This window comes from Streptococcus parasanguinis (assembly GCF_001073155.1).
Lineage (GTDB): Bacteria > Bacillota > Bacilli > Lactobacillales > Streptococcaceae > Streptococcus > Streptococcus parasanguinis_D.
Genome location: NZ_JVEE01000052.1, coordinates 65,528 through 82,048 on the forward strand (window position 1 = coordinate 65,528; position 16,521 = coordinate 82,048).

The 16,521-nt window shown below is 45.5% G+C and carries 16 protein-coding genes; 15 read left to right on the forward strand and 1 reads right to left on the reverse strand.

Annotated elements, in window-relative coordinates; translation table 11 throughout:
* Nucleotides 1-3 precede the first annotated feature (3 nt).
* The 5 genes from lspA (at nucleotide 4) to proC (ending at nucleotide 4,605) form a co-directional block, all read left to right on the forward strand.
* The gene (gene lspA / locus ADH92_RS09720) at nucleotides 4-465 is read left to right on the forward strand and encodes a signal peptidase II (RefSeq protein ID WP_003001852.1); all 462 of its coding nucleotides are present in this window, start codon (nucleotides 4-6) and stop codon (nucleotides 463-465) included.
* Complete coding sequence (locus ADH92_RS09725; protein ID WP_003001835.1) at nucleotides 455-1,345, forward strand: RluA family pseudouridine synthase; 891 nt, start codon at nucleotides 455-457, stop codon at nucleotides 1,343-1,345. Before lspA ends, ADH92_RS09725 begins: the two co-directional genes overlap by 11 nt.
* Before the next feature lie 73 nt (nucleotides 1,346-1,418).
* Nucleotides 1,419-2,528, forward strand: coding sequence for a glutamate 5-kinase (gene proB / locus ADH92_RS09730; RefSeq protein ID WP_049498252.1), 1,110 nt, complete (start codon nucleotides 1,419-1,421; stop codon nucleotides 2,526-2,528).
* A 10-nt stretch (nucleotides 2,529-2,538) separates the two neighbouring features.
* A complete protein-coding gene (locus ADH92_RS09735; protein ID WP_049498253.1) occupies nucleotides 2,539-3,786 on the forward strand; it encodes a glutamate-5-semialdehyde dehydrogenase in 1,248 nt (415 codons plus the stop codon).
* Between the two features lie 3 nt (nucleotides 3,787-3,789).
* Complete coding sequence (proC, locus tag ADH92_RS09740; RefSeq protein WP_049498254.1) at nucleotides 3,790-4,605, forward strand: pyrroline-5-carboxylate reductase; 816 nt, start codon at nucleotides 3,790-3,792, stop codon at nucleotides 4,603-4,605.
* A gap of 34 nt (nucleotides 4,606-4,639) precedes the next feature.
* Here proC and ADH92_RS09745 read toward each other — a convergent pair whose 3' ends face one another.
* Nucleotides 4,640-6,163, reverse strand: coding sequence for an ATP-binding cassette domain-containing protein (locus tag ADH92_RS09745; RefSeq protein ID WP_049498255.1), 1,524 nt, complete (start codon nucleotides 6,161-6,163; stop codon nucleotides 4,640-4,642).
* Between the two features lie 319 nt (nucleotides 6,164-6,482).
* On the opposite strand from ADH92_RS09745, the gene hemW reads away from it, so the two are divergent.
* The 10 genes from hemW to pepV all read left to right on the forward strand — a co-directional run bounded on the left by hemW (nucleotide 6,483) and on the right by pepV (nucleotide 16,497).
* On the forward strand, nucleotides 6,483-7,613 hold the full coding sequence (gene hemW / locus ADH92_RS09750) for a radical SAM family heme chaperone HemW (protein WP_024055621.1): 1,131 nt from the start codon (nucleotides 6,483-6,485) through the stop codon (nucleotides 7,611-7,613).
* A 3-nt stretch (nucleotides 7,614-7,616) separates the two neighbouring features.
* Nucleotides 7,617-8,372 (forward strand): acyl-ACP thioesterase domain-containing protein, encoded by a 756-nt coding sequence (locus ADH92_RS09755; RefSeq protein WP_049491865.1) that lies wholly within the window; start codon nucleotides 7,617-7,619, stop codon nucleotides 8,370-8,372.
* The gene (locus ADH92_RS09760) at nucleotides 8,362-9,048 is read left to right on the forward strand and encodes a hypothetical protein (protein ID WP_049474586.1); all 687 of its coding nucleotides are present in this window, start codon (nucleotides 8,362-8,364) and stop codon (nucleotides 9,046-9,048) included. The genes ADH92_RS09755 and ADH92_RS09760 overlap by 11 nt, the downstream gene beginning before the upstream one ends.
* On the forward strand, nucleotides 9,049-9,819 hold the full coding sequence (locus ADH92_RS09765; protein WP_049498256.1) for a TIGR01457 family HAD-type hydrolase: 771 nt from the start codon (nucleotides 9,049-9,051) through the stop codon (nucleotides 9,817-9,819).
* The gene (locus tag ADH92_RS09770; RefSeq protein WP_049498257.1) at nucleotides 9,812-10,432 is read left to right on the forward strand and encodes a TIGR01906 family membrane protein; all 621 of its coding nucleotides are present in this window, start codon (nucleotides 9,812-9,814) and stop codon (nucleotides 10,430-10,432) included. The genes ADH92_RS09765 and ADH92_RS09770 overlap by 8 nt, the downstream gene beginning before the upstream one ends.
* A complete protein-coding gene (locus ADH92_RS09775) occupies nucleotides 10,429-11,412 on the forward strand; it encodes a CPBP family intramembrane glutamic endopeptidase (RefSeq protein WP_049498258.1) in 984 nt (327 codons plus the stop codon). The genes ADH92_RS09770 and ADH92_RS09775 overlap by 4 nt, the downstream gene beginning before the upstream one ends.
* A gap of 201 nt (nucleotides 11,413-11,613) precedes the next feature.
* Nucleotides 11,614-13,449 carry an excinuclease ABC subunit UvrC gene (gene uvrC / locus ADH92_RS09780; RefSeq protein WP_049498260.1) on the forward strand — a complete coding sequence of 612 codons (1,836 nt, stop codon included), beginning with the start codon at nucleotides 11,614-11,616 and terminating at the stop codon, nucleotides 13,447-13,449.
* A gap of 10 nt (nucleotides 13,450-13,459) precedes the next feature.
* A complete protein-coding gene (locus ADH92_RS09785) occupies nucleotides 13,460-14,302 on the forward strand; it encodes a metallophosphoesterase family protein (RefSeq protein WP_049498262.1) in 843 nt (280 codons plus the stop codon).
* Between the two features lie 148 nt (nucleotides 14,303-14,450).
* Complete coding sequence (locus ADH92_RS09790) at nucleotides 14,451-15,056, forward strand: nitroreductase family protein (RefSeq protein ID WP_003001591.1); 606 nt, start codon at nucleotides 14,451-14,453, stop codon at nucleotides 15,054-15,056.
* A 34-nt stretch (nucleotides 15,057-15,090) separates the two neighbouring features.
* Nucleotides 15,091-16,497, forward strand: coding sequence for a dipeptidase PepV (gene pepV / locus ADH92_RS09795; protein ID WP_049498263.1), 1,407 nt, complete (start codon nucleotides 15,091-15,093; stop codon nucleotides 16,495-16,497).
* The last annotated feature ends 24 nt before the right edge of the window (nucleotides 16,498-16,521 follow it).

Below are 16,521 nucleotides of genomic sequence, written 5' to 3' on the forward strand. Positions count from 1 at the left end.
GAAATGAAGAGAAAAACAATGGTCCCAGTAGCGATCGTCCTTTTGGTCCTACTGGATCAGCTGGTCAAATGGTATGTGGTGAAGAACATTCCACTGGGTGTCGTCAAGTCTTTTATTCCCCATGTGGTCAGTCTGACTTATCTTCAAAACACAGGTGCAGCTTTTTCGCTTCTTGAAAATCAGCAATGGTTCTTTACCCTCATCACGCTAGTCGTGATGGTGGGGGCCTTTTACTATCTCTATAAGCACCTCAAGGGATCGCTTTGGATGGTGACAGGCTTGACCTTGGTGATTGCGGGTGGATTGGGGAATTTTATCGATCGCCTGCGTCAGGGCTTTGTAGTCGATATGTTCCACCTGGATTTTATGAATTTTGCCATTTTTAATGTAGCAGATAGTTATTTGACAGTTGGAGTTTTCTTGCTCCTGATCCTGATGTTGAAAGAGGAAACGCATGGAAATTAAAATCGAAGTAGCCGGTGCGCGACTGGATAAGGCTTTGGCGGATTTGACTCCCTTGTCACGAGCTGTGGCCAATGAGCAGATCAAAGAAGGAAAAGTTCTGGTCAATGGAACCGTGAAAAAAGCTAAGTATACGGTCAAAGAAGGAGATATCATCCAGTATGAAGTCCCAGAAGTGGAAGAGGTCAGCTATGAAGCAGAAGATCTGCCCTTAGACATCGTCTATGAGGACCAGGATGTTGTGGTGGTCAATAAGCCACAGGGTATGGTTGTTCACCCCAGTGCGGGTCATACCAGCGGGACCTTGGTCAATGCGCTCTTATACCATGTCAAGGACCTTTCAGGGATCAATGGAGAATTGCGTCCAGGGATCGTCCACCGGATTGACAAAGACACGTCAGGCCTCTTGATGGTCGCAAAAAATGACCAAGCCCACGTCGCCTTAGCAGAGGAACTCAAAGACAAAAAATCTCTCCGGAAGTATTGGGCCATTGTCCATGGCAATCTTCCGAACGATCGGGGCATGATCGAAGCACCAATTGGTCGCAGTGAAAAGGACCGGAAAAAACAAGCAGTGACGGCGAAAGGAAAACCTGCAGTGACCCGTTTTCAAGTCTTGGAGCGCTTTGGAAATTACACCTTGGTAGAGTTGCAACTGGAGACCGGTCGCACCCACCAAATTCGGGTGCACATGGCCTATATCGGCCATCCAGTAGCTGGAGATCCTGCTTATGGTCCTAAGAAGACACTCAAAGGACAAGGACAGTTTCTGCATGCGCGGACACTCGGCTTTACCCATCCTCGTACAGGAGAGACCTTGGAATTTACGGCAGAAGTGCCAGCGATCTTTGAGAAAACGCTGGAAGACCTTCGAAAAGGATAGTGAAGATGGCTGAATGGAGATTCAGTCACTTTCATTACATACGAAATAAATAGTATTAGAAAGAAAAATAGAGATGAAAGCAAAACGAATCGTCTTTAAAGTAGGGACCTCGTCTTTGACCAATCCCGATGGGAGTCTCTCCAGACAGAAGGTCAAGGTCATTACCCAGCAGTTGGCTCTCTTACACGAATCGGGCCATGAGTTGATCTTGGTCTCATCAGGGGCGGTTGCTGCTGGGTTTGGCGCCCTTGGTTTTAAGAAACGGCCGACTAAGGTGGCAGACAAGCAAGCCTCTGCGGCAGTTGGGCAAGGCTTACTGATGGAAGAATATACAGCCAACCTGCTCTTACGCAACATTGTTTCTGCGCAGATTTTGTTGACCCAGGATGACTTTGCGGATCAACGCCGCTATAAGAATGCCCACCAGGCCCTTTCTGTCTTGCTCAATCGTGGGGCCATTCCGATTATCAATGAAAACGATACGGTCTCGATTGCCGAGTTAAAAGTAGGTGACAATGATACCTTGAGTGCGCAGGTTGCAGCCATGGTTCAAGCTGATCTTTTGGTGCTTTTAACGGATGTCGATGGTCTCTATACAGCCAATCCTTCTCAGGATCCAACAGCTAAGCGCTTGGATCGAATCGAATACATTTCTCGCGAGATGATCGAGATGGCTGGTGGTGCTGGCAGTAGCAATGGAACTGGCGGTATGTTGACCAAACTCAAGGCAGCGACCCTTGCGACCGAGTCAGGGGTTCCTGTCTATATTTGCTCGTCTCTCAAGTCTGATGCCTTGATCGAAGCAGCAGAAGAGCAAGCGGATGGCAGTTACTTCCTTGCAGAGGACAAGGGCTTAAAAACCCAGAAACAATGGCTAGCCTTTTATGCAGAAAGTAAAGGAGCCGTTTGGGTGGATGCTGGAGCAGCGGAAGCCCTGTTGGATCATGGAAAGAGTCTATTGATTTCTGGTGTGACCAAGGCAGAAGGAGATTTTTCTTATCATGATATCGTCAGCGTCTATCATCAAGAGACTGGTCAATTACTAGGAAAAGGCAAGGTCCGTCTCGGCCAATCAGCTGTGCGCGATCTACTCCAATCTAAAAAAGCCAAGGGAATCCTCATCCACCGGGATGACTGGATCTCGGTAACTCCTGAAATTGACTTACTCTTTACAGAATTCTAGAGGACAACGTATGGGAACAACACAAGAACAATTAGCCTTAGCGAGATCAGCTAAGAAAAGCATCAATACAGCCAGTACAGCTCTTAAAAATCAGGCTTTGGAGGCCATGGCTAGCCAGCTTTTGAAAGCGACGGAAGCCATTTTAGTAGCCAATCAAATCGATATGGAAGCAGCACGCGGCAAGATTTCTGAAGTCATGCTGGATCGCCTCTTTCTTGATCAAGAGCGGATTGCCGGTATGGCACAAGGAATTCGTGCTTTAATAGACCTGCCAGATCCGATTGGGGAAGTGCTGGATACTGAAGTCTTGGAAAATGGCCTTGAAATCCAGAAAGTTCGAGTCGCCATGGGTGTTATTGGCATCATTTATGAAAGCCGTCCAAATGTAACGTCAGATGCTGCAGCGCTTGCCATCAAGAGTGGAAATGCAGTGGTCCTTCGTACTGGAAAGGACGCCTTTCATTCTGCTCAAGCGATCGTGACAGCCCTCAAGGCTGGATTGGAAGAAGGCGGACTCCATCCAGATCTTCTTCAACTGATCCAAGATACGAGTCGAGCTTCTAGCTTTGCTATGATGAAGGCTAAGGGCTATCTAGATTTGCTCATTCCACGTGGTGGTGCTGGATTGATCCAAGCGGTGGTTGAAAATGCCATTGTCCCCGTGATCGAGACAGGAACTGGGATCGTCCATGTCTATGTGGACAAGGAGGCTGACTTCCAGAAAGCCCTCGCCATTATTGAAAATGCTAAGACAAGCCGTCCATCCGTCTGCAATGCCATGGAGGTCCTCTTGGTCGATCGAGCGATCGCGTCTGATTTCTTGCCTTTGGTTAAAGAGCGTTTAGTGGATGCACGGGAAAGATCGGTTGAATTGCGTCTAGATGAGCAAGCACAGGCTATCATTTCTGGGACAGCAGCGCAGAAACAGGATTTTGATACCGAATTTTTAGATTATATTTTAGCTGTTAAGGTCGTTGATGGAGTCGCGGAAGCGGTGGACCACATTGAAGCGCATAGTACCCATCACTCAGATGCCATTGTGACTGAAAATCCTGAGACTGCTGCTTACTTCACCAAGCAGGTAGATTCTGCAGCTGTTTATGTCAATGCCTCGACACGATTTACAGATGGGGGTCAATTTGGCTTAGGTTGTGAAATGGGGATCTCAACCCAAAAACTCCATGCGCGTGGACCGATGGGACTCCGGGAAATGACCAGTTACAAATATATCGTCAGTGGAAATGGTCAAGTGAGGTAAGAAATGAAAGTAGCATTTATTGGACTAGGAAACATGGGAGCTAGTCTAGCCAAAGCAGTCGCAAAAGAAGTGGCTGCCACAGACTTGCTCTTGGTCAATCGTTCTCCACAAAAGGTGCAGGATTTTATCAGCCAGTATGGGGGAACGGCGTCTGAGCTTGAACAAGTCTTTCAAGAGGCTGAAGTAATCTTTTTAGGGGTCAAACCCTATCAGATTTGCCCACTTTTAGAAGAGTATAAAGGCATCTTGGCTCAACGCTCTAATTTCTTGCTGGTTTCCATGGCCGCAGGCTTGGAACTAGAAAAGATGGCTGACGTGTTCCAGAACGACCAGATGGGTATCATCCGCATCATGCCCAATACGCCTGTGGCCATTGGTCAAGGTGTTATCAGTCTGGCCCGTTCCCAAGCAGTGACAGACCAGCAGATAGCCCAGGTCAAGCAGCTCTTAGCAGGAGCGGGGGCTCTCTACGAGATCGAGGAAAAATTAATGGATCCTGCAACGGCTGTCGCAGGCTGTGGGCCAGCCTTTGTCTATCAGATGATTGAAGCCATGGCAGATGCAGGAGTAGGATTAGGACTTACACGAGAGCAAGCCTTGCAGATGGCGGCACAGACCTTCCAAGGAGCCAGTCAAATGGTCCTAGAGACAGGTGAGCACCCAGCCCGCTTGCGAGATGCAGTTTGTAGCCCAGGTGGCTCTACCATCGCAGGAGTCAACCGCTTAGAACAAGTCGGCCTACGGGGCGACATCATTGCAGGAGTGGAAGCAGCCTACAAACGCACCCAAGAAATGGTACAAGAGGCAGCGAAGAAATAGAAAAAAAGATTGGTTTTGGCCAATCTTTTTTACGTTAGAGCGACTCTATTTCTACCAAACCATTTTCGGTCAGACGATAGATCTTTTGGCAGACTTCTTTGAGGAAGGTCCGGTCGTGAGAGACCGTGACTAGTCCGCCTGGGTAGTCTGCGAATAGGCGTCGAATCTCTGGTTGAGAAGTGGGGGAAAAATTGCGAGTAGGCTCGTCCAAGAGTAGAAATTGGGGACTTGTGAGCACTAGTTGAAGGAGATAGAGTTTTCCTTGCTGGCCACCAGAAAGTTCAGAGATCGGATGGTGCATTTCAGAATAGGTAAAGTTGAGGGAGGCTAAATGCAATTGAATGGTGTTGATTTCTTCGCGATCGCCTGAATGCTGTAGAAATTGAACCGGTGTCTGAGTCAGAGGGAGGCCTTCAGTGTAATCTTGTGGCATATAGGCAGTGCGGATACTTTCATTCTTCTGTAGACTTTTCCATATCATTTTTAGGAAAGTGGATTTCCCCACACCGTTGGAACCGATAATCCCTATTTTATCCTGTCCTAGAAGAGTAAGGGAGAGGTTCTTGACCAGGACCCGATCACCAATGGCGAGTTCTTCCTGATCTAATAGAAGGACTCGTTTTTGAGGAGACAAGGGAGTGAGGGGAGGAAAATGCAGATTGATGACTTCCTCATCATAGGGTTGGGGAGTCATGGATTGGAATTCTCGCTCGTAGCGCTTTTCTTGTGAGAGGAGGGACTTCATTTTCTTTGCCAGGAGACGTCCAGCAGTGCTATCCTTAGTGTTTCGTAAGGATGTTTCAACTTGCTGACGGACGCGGCGATGCTTCTCCATTGTTTTTCGGTAGGTTCGTTGATCGTTGGCAGCTTGCTGAGTCTGTTGCTTGAATTGTTGCTCCCTCTGGCTACTGTAGTCTTGATAGCCTAGGTGCTCTACAATGGTTTCAGCCTCCTTGCGGTGTTTGATCTGTCTTAGATGAATAATGGTATCCGCCGTCTGCGTCAAAAAATCCTCATGATGGGAAATAAATAGGATGGTTTGGGGGCTCGTTTGGATCATCTGCTGGAGCCAGTCCAGGGTTTCCAAATCCAGATCGTTTGAAGGTTCATCTAAAAATAGCAATTCATGAGGACGGCAAAGTTCGTGAAGCAGTTGGACTTTGAGGGCTTCTCCTCCAGATAGACTTCCAATAGCTTGGTCGCTCGCAAAGCGGTCGCTATCAAATTGCAATTGATCAGCCAGTCTGTAGAGGGTGGCATAGTCTAGCTCATCCTCTCCAAAAAAATATTCTTCCAAGCTTTTTCCCTTCAAGGCTTCCGGCAAAGTCTGGGGAATATAGGCATAGGAGTGAAAAGAAGTGGTGATTTCACCTTCTATGGTCATATAATCTGGTAGGGATTTTGGGGACATAAGGACATGAAGCAAAGAAGACTTTCCATTTCCTTCTTCGCCAATAATGGCAACTTTTTCCCCTTCATGAATAGTTAGGGACAGATCGCGAACCAAATCGCGTAAATCTTTTGTGTGGCGGATGGTGAGGTGGGATAGTTTTAGCATAAGATTCCTTTCTACTGGGACAAAAAAACAGCTCTACCTATTTAGTAGAGCTGTATTCAAGTGAAACCCAAACAGAAAAAGACCTTATTAAGCCAACAAAAAGTTGGACAATAGGCGAGAGGGCACACGAAAAGAGATAGAACAAGCAGTCCACTAAATAAAGTATCTTATTTAACGAAACTTAGTTGTTCATATCTCCTTACCTCCGAATGTGATTAGTTTTATTCTATTCTTTTCATTCCTTCTTGTCAAGGAAATCCTTGCGTCATCCACCCTTTTCTTCTCGGACTTAGGGGGATTTTATGGTATAATTAAAGGTATGCATACAAAACCAACGTCCGCTTATGTCCACATCCCATTTTGTACCCAGATTTGTTTTTATTGTGATTTTTCGAAGGTTTTTATTAAGAACCAACCGGTCGATGCTTATTTGGATCATTTGATCCAAGAATTTCGTCGGGAAGAAATCACAAATTTACGGACTCTCTATATTGGGGGTGGGACACCGACAGCCTTAACTGCGGATCAGCTAGAGTATCTGCTCAAGGAGCTGACCAAGTCACTTGATCTTTCTCAGATGGAGGAGTTGACCATCGAGGCCAATCCTGGTGATTTGGATCCGGATAAGATTGCTGTTTTGAAGGATTCACCGGTTAATCGGGTTTCTTTAGGCGTACAGACCTTTGATAATCGCTTGCTCAAAAAGATTGGTCGGAGCCATCAAGAGCAGGATATCTATGACAATATCGATCGTCTGAAGCTGGCTGGTTTTGACAATATTTCGATCGACCTCATCTATGCCCTTCCGACGCAAACCATGGAGCAGGTCCAGGAAAATGTCGCTAAGGCTCTTGCCCTCGACATTCCCCATATGAGCCTCTATAGCTTGATTCTAGAGAATCACACCGTCTTTATGAATCGGATGAGACGGGGCAAGCTTCCTCTACCAAAAGAGGAGTTAGAAGCGGAGATGTTTGAATACATCATTCAGGAGTTGGAGCGTGCGGGCTTTGAGCATTACGAAATTTCCAATTTCTCCAAGCCTGGTTTTGAAAGTCGCCACAACCTCATGTATTGGGATAATGCAGAGTATTATGGCTTAGGAGCTGGTGCATCCGGCTATGTCAACGGTGTTCGCTACAAGAATCATGGGCCTATCCGTCACTATATGCAGGCGGTCGAAGAGGGAAATGCGCGTGTCCAGGAGGAACATCTGACTCAGACTGAAATGATGGAAGAAGAGATGTTTCTGGGACTGCGTAAGAAAACAGGCGTTTCCAAGAAACGTTTCGAAGAAAAGTTTGGTGTGAATTTTGACCAACAATATGGATCAGTGGTTGAGAAATTGATCCAGCAGGGCCTTTTGGTACCTGACAAGGACATTGTACGAATGACCAAGAAAGGTCTCTTTTTAGGAGACACTGTAGCAGAGAAGTTTATTTTGGAGTAGAAAATGGCAAAAACATTTGAATACAGCATGAAAATTCCGTTTGATATGAGCGATGTCAATGGATTTATAAAAATTCCGCAATTGATCTTGCTGTCTTTGCAGGTATCAGGCATGCAATCGATTGAGCTGGGCATGAGTGATATGTACATTCTAGAGAATTACAATCTAGTCTGGATTATCACGGATTACAATATGAAGATTGAGCGTCTCCCTGTTTTTGATGAGAAAATCACTATTGAAACCTATGCCAAGAGTCACAATCGACTTTTCTGCTACCGGGCCTTTAATATCAAGGATGAAGCAGGAAATACTATCATTGAGATGGTCGCGACCTTTGTCTTGATGGATCGTGATACACGCAAGGTTCATCCTGTTATGAGTGAAATCACGGATGCCTTTGACTCTGAATTTTCAAAAACCATGCTCCGCGGTCCCCGTTTCAAAGAATTAGAAGGTGGCGTGGAACAAGAATACCGAGTTCGGTTTTACGACTTGGATATGAACGGACATGTCAACAATAGCAAGTACTTGGACTGGGTTTTTGAGGTGATGGGAGCAGACTTCTTGACCCATCATATCCCTAAAAAAGTTCATCTAAAATATGTCAAAGAAGTGCTAGCAGGAGGTCTCATCACCTCTCAATATGAACAAGAGGGCTTGAAAACTCAGCACCAAATTACTTCAGATAGTCAGATCAATGCCCAAGCTGAAATTGAGTGGGAAGAAGTAGAAGAAAAGGGTTGGAATTATGGAAAGTAGAAGATTAAAAAATAAAAAACAGGAACTTGAAAGCTATCAAAAACGGGTTGTGGCCTATGCCAAGCGTCAAAAGAACCCTTTGTACATGTTGGGAGATTGGCTCTTGACTCTTTGTGCTTTGGGCATCATCCTGGTAGAGGAAATTTATAAATTTTTCCGCTATCGCTTGAATTTAGAGAGTTTTAATCGCTTTTTAAGAGAAGATATACGCTGGTATCGGGTCTGGATCCATTTCACCTTGGCCTTTCTTTTACCGGTCATGATCTTCTCGATTGGGATTACTAGCCAATCAGGATCCTTCTGGTCCAATTTCTATCACCGCTTGTCTCAAGGCGTGCTCTTTAGCACAACAGTCAGCCTCGCTGCGACCTTAGTGACGGATTTTGTCGAGAATTTGCAACCAGAAACTAAGTCTGACGGGAAAAATCGGAGCACTAAACGCACGGTTTATCAAATCAGTGTGGATCAGGCAACCGTGATAGGCTTGTTATTGACCATTGTCATCCTCATGGTAGCATCCTTCTTGTTCACCCAATCGGGAAGTCAAGGGATTAATTTTACAGGTTTGGTGTTACAATTTGTCCTCTATGCTGGAGCCTTGCTCTTATATGGTTCTGGTGGACGAGTCGATGCAGAGAAGTTACATGACGAAACGGAAACAGAAAAGGAAGAATAAATGCACTATAAGGGCTATTTGATTGATTTGGATGGCACTATTTACAAAGGAAAATCACGAATTCCTGCAGGAGAAGCTTTTGTTCATGAATTGCAGGCGCGTGAGATTCCCTATCTCTTTGTGACCAACAATACAACCCGCACACCAGAGACTGTTCGGGATATGCTGGCTACTCATTTCAATATAAAAACCCCAGTTTCGACTATCTATACAGCTACCCTTGCGACCATTGACTACATGAATGACCAAAATTTGGGCAAAAAGGTCTATGTGATCGGAGAAGCGGGGCTCAAAGACGCTATTGAAGAAGCTGGCTATATCATCGATGAAGAAGCACCTGATTATGTGGTGATTGGCCTGGATTGGCAAGTGGATTATGAGAAGTTTGCTATTGCGACCTTGGCGATTCAAAAAGGAGCACACTTTATTGGGACCAATCCGGACCTGAACATTCCAACAGAGCGTGGCTTGATGCCAGGTGCAGGATCCTTGATTGCGCTTGTAGAGGCTGCGACACGGGTCGAGCCTGTGATCATTGGAAAACCAAAGGCCATCATCATGGATAAGGCTATTGAACACTTGGGTCTTGAAAGAGAAGAAGTCGTTATGGTAGGAGATAATTATCTAACAGATATTCGTGCAGGTATTGACAATGGGATTCCAACCCTTTTGGTGACGACTGGTTTTACCAAACCAGAAGAAGTGCCAACCTTACCAATTGCACCGACACATGTTGTTTCCAGTTTAGCGGAGTGGGATTTTGATGCTTAAAAGTTTAAAATCAATCAACCAATTTTTCTTTATCTTGTCAGCTACAATCCTTCTCACCATTGGCCTAGCATGGGTCCTCTATCCCATGGAGATCCATTGGTTGGAGATTCAAAGCCGAACTGGTTTTTCGGCTTCAGTCATCATGAAGAATTTTAATGTCTTGATGAACTACTTGACCAATCCTTTTCAATGGGTGTTGAAGATGCCTCAATTCCCCTCTTCCAAAAATGGCTTGCACCATTTTGAGGCCGTCAAGTACCTGTTTCATTTGGTGACGGTCGTTTTCTTGGTCACTCTACCTGGTTTTATCCAGTTTATGCGGACAGTCGTCAAAAATGGCTACCTGGCCCTGTACCGTAGTCTCTTCTTTTGGATGATGGTTTTACCAGTAGTGCTTGCAGTGATGACTGTTATAATTGGCTTTGATCAATTCTTTACTCTCTTTCATCAAGTCTTATTTGCTGGGGACAATACTTGGCTCTTTGATCCGCGCGTGGATTCGATTATTCTTGCATTACCAGAAGACTACTTTATGCATGCCTTTTTGATTTTCTTTGTCTTATACGAAGGAGTCTGTGCGTGTTTTTATCTATTTTCTAGGAGGAAGAAATGAACCAATACAACCGATTATTAGACCCTAAAAAAGATATAGGAAGGTATTCTGGGACACTTGCTATTTATCTCTTGGTAATGACCTTAGTAACCGTCCTGTGGGAAGTCCTCCTTGGATTGACCATAGCAGGCTCTCTCAGAAAAGATCCAAGTCAAGTAACGGAGAAACTAAACGCCCTGAATGTTTGGGCTGGTATTCCCTACCTCATCTCTATTTCCATTGGACTCTTTCTTTTTAATGCCTATCGCAAGAAGGCCCTTTATAAATATGATCTTAAGCATAAGGGACGTAAGATGACACTTTCAGTCTTCTTTATTCTTCTCGCCTTTCTTGGCTTTTCTCAAGTCTTTTCATCTGTGATGACACAAGTGATTGAGCGCATGTTTGAGACCATTGGCCTTCATTCTCCAACACCAGATCTAGGAGATACGATTGAGCGATCTTGGACTATGCTCTTGTATGCTGGCTTTTTTGGTCCTATCACAGAGGAATTCTTCTTCCGTGGGGCTGGCTTGCGAGGCTTGGAACGGTATGGCAAAATCTTTGCCATTGTCATGACGGCTATTTTATTCGGCCTCTTCCATGCTAATTTTGACCAGCTCTTTTTCGCAGGTATCATTGGTCTAGGATTCGGCTACATTGCCTTTGAATACAATATCTGGTGGGCTATTTTCTATCACATTTTCAATAACTTTGTCATTTCCCAAGGCCTGCATTATGTAGCCTATCATGTGGATGAGGGACTAGCGAATTGGCTCCAAATCGGTGTTTTAGCTATTGGTTCCATTGTGATGATAGTGGTTCTTGCGACTAAATGGCCAACTATCAAGGCTTATATTCAAGCCAATAAACCTCAACCGGGAGTTTTCCAGCGTGCCCTCGCGTCCTTCTGGTTCTGGTTCTTCGTGTTATTTACTATCCTGATGTCTATTGTTCCTTATGTGATTCCGATCTTCCAGATGGCTAATCTCAAAGGATAAAGTTTATCGATTGCTAGTAAAGGGGGATCCTTTTAGACCCCTCTTTTTTGCTATGAAAAAGGGCAAGTGAAGATGAAGGATTGAGGATGAGGGTCTGATATACTATTTAATAATTATTTTTTACTTGGTGAAGGTGGATAACAATAATACAAACATACTAGAGAGAGGCTAACCCCTCCCTTTTTTGCTATAATAGAGAGTATGAATAACTTGATTAAATCCAAGCTCGAGCTCTTGCCGACGAGTCCGGGCTGTTACATTCACAAAGACAAGAACGGTACCATCATCTATGTGGGGAAGGCCAAGAATCTTCGCAATCGGGTGCGTTCCTATTTCAGAGGGAGCCACGATACCAAGACAGAAGCGCTGGTATCTGAGATTGTGGATTTTGAATTTATCGTCACCGAGTCCAATATTGAGGCCTTGCTTCTTGAGATCAACCTCATCAAGGAGAACAAGCCCAAATACAATATCATGCTCAAGGACGACAAGTCTTATCCCTTCATCAAGATTACCAATGAGCGCTATCCGCGCCTCATCATCACGCGCCAGGTCAAAAAGGATGGTGGGCTCTATTTCGGTCCTTATCCAGACGTAGGAGCGGCCAATGAGATCAAGCGGCTTTTGGATCGGATTTTCCCATTCCGCAAGTGTACCAATCCACCTTCCAAGGTCTGCTTTTACTACCATTTAGGGCAATGTATGGCCCACACAGTCTGCCACAAGGACGAGGCTTATTTTAAGGGCATGGCCCAGGAGGTTTCTGATTTCCTCAAGGGGCAGGATGACAAGATTATCGATGAGCTCAAGCTCAAGATGACTACCGCTGCGCAAAACATGGAATTTGAGCGGGCAGCCGAGTATCGGGATCTGATCCAGGCTATTGGGACCCTGCGGACCAAACAGCGGGTCATGGCCAAGGATTTGCAGAACCGGGATGTCTTTGGCTACTACGTGGACAAGGGCTGGATGTGTGTGCAGGTCTTCTTTGTCCGTCAGGGCAAGCTGATCGAGCGCGACGTCAATCTCTTCCCTTACTATAATGATCCGGACGAGGATTTCTTGACCTATGTGGGGCAGTTTTACCAGGAGAAATCTCACCTGATCCCCAATGAAATCTTGATCCCTCAAGACATCGATGAGGAAGCGGTCAAGGCCCTAGTAGATACCAAGGTCCTTAAGCCCCAGCGTGGGGAGAAGAAGCAGTTGGTCAATCTGGCCATTAAGAATGCACGTGTCAGTCTGGAGCAGAAGTTCAATCTCCTTGAAAAATCGATGGAAAAGACCCAAGGTGCCATTGAAAATCTTGGAAAACTCCTGCAAATTCCAACTCCTGTGCGCATTGAGTCCTTTGACAACTCCAACATCATGGGGACCAGTCCAGTTTCAGCCATGGTGGTCTTTGTCAATGGGAAGCCAAGCAAAAAGGACTACCGCAAGTACAAGATCAAGACCGTCGTCGGACCAGATGACTATGCCAGCATGCGGGAGGTCATTCGCAGACGCTACAGCCGTGTCATGCGGGATGGCCTGACGCCACCTGATCTGATCGTTATCGATGGGGGTCAGGGCCAGGTTAATATCGCTAAACAGGTGATCCAAGAAGAGTTGGGGCTGGATATTCCCATTGCAGGCCTACAAAAGAATGACAAGCACCAGACCCATGAATTGCTCTTTGGCGATCCTCTCCAAATCATTGAACTTTCGCGCACCTCACAGGAATTTTTCCTCCTCCAACGGATCCAAGATGAAGTCCACCGTTTCGCCATCACATTTCACCGCCAGCTAAGGTCTAAGAATTCCTTCTCCTCCCAGCTGGACGGCATCGAAGGCTTGGGACCAAAACGCAAGCAGTTGCTGATGAAACACTTCAAATCACTGACCAAGATCAAAGAAGCTACTGTAGATGAGATCGTCACGGTCGGTATCCCACGACCAGTCGCGGAGGCAGTGCAAGCCAAGCTCCATCAAGGAAAGCAAGAAGAAGCAAGTCCCTTGGTGGAAGTGGCGGAGGATTCTGAACCATACCAATCATAAGGAGTTTATAATGAACAATAGAATCGCTATTTTATCTGATATTCACGGAGATACAAGAGCCCTTAAGGCAGTGATTGCGGATGCGCGTGCTCTAGGCGCGACGGAATTCTGGCTTTTAGGGGACATTTTACTTCCGGGTCCTGGAAGAGATGACCTTTTTGAATTGCTGGATGCGATACCTATTACAGCGGCTGTTCGTGGAAATTGGGACGATTGTGTCTTAGAGGCTTTAGATGGCGAGTACGGGTTAGAGGATCCGCAGGAGATCCAACTTCTTCGCCTTACTCAGTACCTCATGGAAGGACTTGATACCAAGCGGATCGATTGGCTTCGCTCCCTTCCATTGATAGAGAAGAAGGAGGTCAATGGCATTCGCTTTTCACTGACACACAACTTGCCAGAAAAGAATTATGGTGGAGACTTGCGTCCAGCAAATGCGACGGAGAACTTTGACCAATTGCTGGATGATCAGACGGATATGGCGATCTACGGTCATGTCCACAAACAGTTGCTTCGCTATGGCAGTCAGGGCCAACAGATCCTTAATCCAGGAACTATTGGTATGCCTTATTTTGACTGGGAACCAATTCAAAACCACAGAGCACAGTATGCTCTGATCGATGTCGAAGAAGATGGGGTGACCAACCTGCAATTTCGTAAGGTGGCCTATGACTATGAAGCAGAGCTCCAAGATGCTAAGGACAAGGGCCTTCCCTTTATTGAGATGTACGAAGAATTGAGACGCGAGGATAACTATCGGGGCCATAACATCGAGCTTCTAACGAGCTTAATTGAGAAATACGGTTATGCCAAAGAAGTAGCTGCCTATTTCAATCTTTCCAATGAATCATAGGTGGATCTCTTGTGTATTCAACCTATAACAAAGAAGCGGATCTTCAAAATGTCCGCTTCTTTTTTCACAATCTTAGGCTGTAAAACCCTGCAAGCTCTTTCATTTTGTGTTAAAATAGAGGTAACAGAAATAGAAAAGGAAGTTGACTATGAAATTCCTAGAACTCAACAAAAAACGTCATGCGATCAAGCATTTCACTGACCAACCGGTCGATCCAAAGGATGTACGGACTGCCATTGAGATCGCAACCTTGGCCCCTAGTGCCCACAATAGCCAGCCTTGGAAATTTGTGGTCGTTCGTCAAAAAAATGCGGAATTGGCAAAATTAGCCTATGGTGCAAACTACGATCAAGTCATGGAAGCACCTGTGACCATCGCCCTCTTTACAGATACTGATTTGCAAAAACGGGCTCGCAAGATTGCACGTGTCGGTGGGGTGAAAAACTTCACAGACGAGCAGTTGCAATACTTTATGCAAAATCTTCCTGCTGAATTTGCACGCTATGATGCCCAACAAACAAGTGATTACTTGGCTTTGAATGCCGGTCTTGTGGCCATGAACTTGGTACTTGCTTTGACGGACCAAGGCATTGGAACCAATATTATCTTGGGATTTGATAAATCAAAAATCAATGAAGTATTGGACATCGAAGAGCGTTTCCGTCCGGAAGTCTTGATTACGGTTGGCTATGCGGCTGAAAAAGTAGAGCCAAGCTATCGCTTACCAGTGGACGAAATCATTGACAAACGCTAAGCCAATTAGCAAATAGAAGATCGAGGAGGAATTCATGACAACAGTTGACTTTAAAGCAGAAGTAGAAAAACGTCGCGATGAGATGATGGCTGACCTATACAGCCTCTTGGAAATCAATTCTGAACGCGATGACAGCAAGGCAGATGCAGAGCATCCTTTTGGACCTGGTCCTGTAAAAGCTCTTGAAAAATTCTTGGAAATTGCCAAACGTGATGGCTATGAAACCAAGAATGTCGACAATTATGCCGGTCACTTTACCTTTGGTGAAGGAGAAGAAGAGCTTGGGATCTTTGCCCATATGGACGTCGTGCCTGCAGGTAGTGGCTGGAAGACAGATCCATACAAACCAGAAATTATCGATGGTAAGCTCTATGCGCGTGGTTCGTCTGATGATAAAGGGCCTACAATGGCCTGCTACTATGGGTTGAAGATCATTAAAGACCTAGGACTCCCTGTTTCTAAGCGCGTGCGCTTTGTTGTCGGTACAGATGAAGAATCAGGCTGGGGCGACATGGATTACTATTTCAAACATGTCGGACTACCTGAGCCAGATTTTGGCTTCTCACCAGATGCGGAATTCCCAATCATCAATGGAGAAAAAGGAAACATCACTGAGTACCTTCATTTTGGAAATGACAACACAGGAAGTGCCCATCTTCATAGCTTTACAGGTGGCCTTCGTGAAAATATGGTACCAGAGTCAGCGACTGCAGTCGTTTCTGGACAACTACCAGATCTTGCTGGCCTCTTAGATGCCTTTGCCAAGGAACACCAACTCAAGTATGAAATCTCAACTGTTGATGAAGAAACCTATACCGTTACGATTGTTGGGAAATCTGCTCATGGATCAACTCCTGAAGATGGAATTAATGGTGCGACCTACTTGGCTCTCTTGTTGAACCAATTTGATTTTGGTGGTGCTGCTAAGGCTTACCTTCATGTGACAGCCTCACTTCTTCACGAAGATTTTGCTGGTGAAAAATTAGGTATTGCCCATACAGATGCCAAAATGGGACCATTGAGCATGAATGCAGGTGTCTTCCATTTTGATGACAGCCAAGCAGACAACACTATTGCCCTCAATATCCGTTACCCTCAAGGTACAGATCCTGAAACCATCAAATCCACCCTTGAAAAGATCGAAGGAGTGGCTACAGTAAGCTTGTCAGCCCATGGTCACACACCTCACTATGTTCCGATGGATGATGAATTGGTATCCACCCTCTTGCGTGTTTACGAAAAACAAACTGGCCTCAAAGGACATGAACAAGTGATCGGTGGAGGTACCTTTGGTCGCCTCTTGAAACGTGGGGTTGCCTTTGGTGCTATGTTCCCAGACTATGTCAATACCATGCACCAAGCTAATGAGTTCGCAGATGTTGAAGATCTCTATCGTGCAGCAGCTATTTACGCAGAAGCCATCTATGAACTAATCAAATAATCCACTACTCGGCCAGTTTTTCTG

Coding starts and splice junctions, on each gene's coding strand:
- lspA (WP_003001852.1), top strand. CDS start 4: ATGAAGAGAAAAACAATGGTCCCAGTAGCGATCGTCCTTTTGGTCCTA.
- ADH92_RS09725 (WP_003001835.1), top strand. CDS start 455: ATGGAAATTAAAATCGAAGTAGCCGGTGCGCGACTGGATAAGGCTTTG.
- proB (WP_049498252.1), top strand. CDS start 1,419: ATGAAAGCAAAACGAATCGTCTTTAAAGTAGGGACCTCGTCTTTGACC.
- ADH92_RS09735 (WP_049498253.1), top strand. CDS start 2,539: ATGGGAACAACACAAGAACAATTAGCCTTAGCGAGATCAGCTAAGAAA.
- proC (WP_049498254.1), top strand. CDS start 3,790: ATGAAAGTAGCATTTATTGGACTAGGAAACATGGGAGCTAGTCTAGCC.
- ADH92_RS09745 (WP_049498255.1), bottom strand. CDS start 6,163: ATGCTAAAACTATCCCACCTCACCATCCGCCACACAAAAGATTTACGC.
- hemW (WP_024055621.1), top strand. CDS start 6,483: ATGCATACAAAACCAACGTCCGCTTATGTCCACATCCCATTTTGTACC.
- ADH92_RS09755 (WP_049491865.1), top strand. CDS start 7,617: ATGGCAAAAACATTTGAATACAGCATGAAAATTCCGTTTGATATGAGC.
- ADH92_RS09760 (WP_049474586.1), top strand. CDS start 8,362: ATGGAAAGTAGAAGATTAAAAAATAAAAAACAGGAACTTGAAAGCTAT.
- ADH92_RS09765 (WP_049498256.1), top strand. CDS start 9,049: ATGCACTATAAGGGCTATTTGATTGATTTGGATGGCACTATTTACAAA.
- ADH92_RS09770 (WP_049498257.1), top strand. CDS start 9,812: ATGCTTAAAAGTTTAAAATCAATCAACCAATTTTTCTTTATCTTGTCA.
- ADH92_RS09775 (WP_049498258.1), top strand. CDS start 10,429: ATGAACCAATACAACCGATTATTAGACCCTAAAAAAGATATAGGAAGG.
- uvrC (WP_049498260.1), top strand. CDS start 11,614: ATGAATAACTTGATTAAATCCAAGCTCGAGCTCTTGCCGACGAGTCCG.
- ADH92_RS09785 (WP_049498262.1), top strand. CDS start 13,460: ATGAACAATAGAATCGCTATTTTATCTGATATTCACGGAGATACAAGA.
- ADH92_RS09790 (WP_003001591.1), top strand. CDS start 14,451: ATGAAATTCCTAGAACTCAACAAAAAACGTCATGCGATCAAGCATTTC.
- pepV (WP_049498263.1), top strand. CDS start 15,091: ATGACAACAGTTGACTTTAAAGCAGAAGTAGAAAAACGTCGCGATGAG.